General features: G+C 60.3%; 1 protein-coding gene. It reads right to left on the bottom strand.

What is annotated here, in order from left to right:
• The coding region (locus USG84_RS24005; protein ID WP_320712146.1) for an IS256-like element ISEae1 family transposase at positions 1-1041 on the bottom strand (1041 nt) is incomplete at its 3' end.
• Positions 1042-1147: the final 106 nt, after the last annotated feature.

The raw sequence follows: 1147 nt of genomic DNA, 5'->3' as shown, positions 1-1147 counted from the left end.
GCCCACTACGTCGGCACGCCGTTTCACCTCTTTGTTCAGGCGCTCCAGCGTGTTGGTCGAGTGGATTTTCACCCGGTGCGCTTTCGGGAAGCCGAAGTACGCCAGCACGTCCTCTTCCGCTTCGTCCATCATCTCCGTAACCGCCGGGAAGGTTTTCTCCAGTTGGGCCGCAACCTCGCGCCAGGTGGCATGAGCGCTCTTCTCCTCTGTCTGTACGAACACCTGCTGCAGAGCGGCGCGGACCACCGACTGGCTGGCCCTGCTGACCCGGCCCAGCACGTTGCGCATGAAGTGGACCCGGCAGCGCTGCCAGCTGGCAGAGAACACCTGCCGTATCGCCGCCTTCAGGCCGCTGTGCGAGTCGGAGATAACCAGCTTCACGCCTTCCAGACCGCGCTCCTTCAGGCTCAGCAGGAAGGCAAGCCAGAACGCTTTGGCTTCTGACTCACCAATGCCCATCCCGATTATCTCCCGGCGACCGTCCGAGCTGACCGCGCAGGCGATTATTACCGCCACGCTGACCACCCGACCGTTCTTGCGGACCTTCACATAGGTCGCATCCAGCCACAGACAGGGCCATTCTCCTTCCAGTGGTCGCTGCAGGAAGGCCTGCACGCGCTCATCGATACCGGGGCAGATGGACGACATCTGGCTGCGGGAGATACCGGTCATCCCCATCGACTGGACCAGCGCATCGACCTTGCGGGTGGAGACGCCATTTATCCATGCTTCCTGGATAACCGCATTGAGCGCCTTCTCCGACAGCCTGCGGGCCTCGAGAAAGGGTGGGAAGTAGGTGCCTTCCCGCAGCTTCGGGATACGCAGGTCCAGCGTGCCGAGCCGGGTGTTGTACTGCCGGTCACGGTAGCCGTTGCGGTAGGTCTCGCGCTCATCGCTGCGCTCGTGAGGCTCTGCGTTGATGCGCTGAGTGACGTCGGCTTCCATGATGCGGTTGAGCATAAATTCGGTGAGCTCACGCAGGAAATCCTCGCCGCCGAGTTGCATCAGGGTGTTGCTGAATGTCATGCTGTTGTCAGCCATCGGTTGACTCCTTCTAAGATAATTGTCTGATTAACCATTACCTTACCGGATAAGCCGATGGCTCTCACCATCCTTCCGAATTTACACCACGCACTAAGACTCTACC

The organism is Enterobacter sp. 168J2 (assembly GCF_034107265.1).
GTDB classification, from domain to species: domain Bacteria; phylum Pseudomonadota; class Gammaproteobacteria; order Enterobacterales; family Enterobacteriaceae; genus Enterobacter; species Enterobacter nematophilus.
Note: the sequence above shows the minus strand (reverse complement) of the source record. Positions and strands in the feature narration are given on the sequence as shown.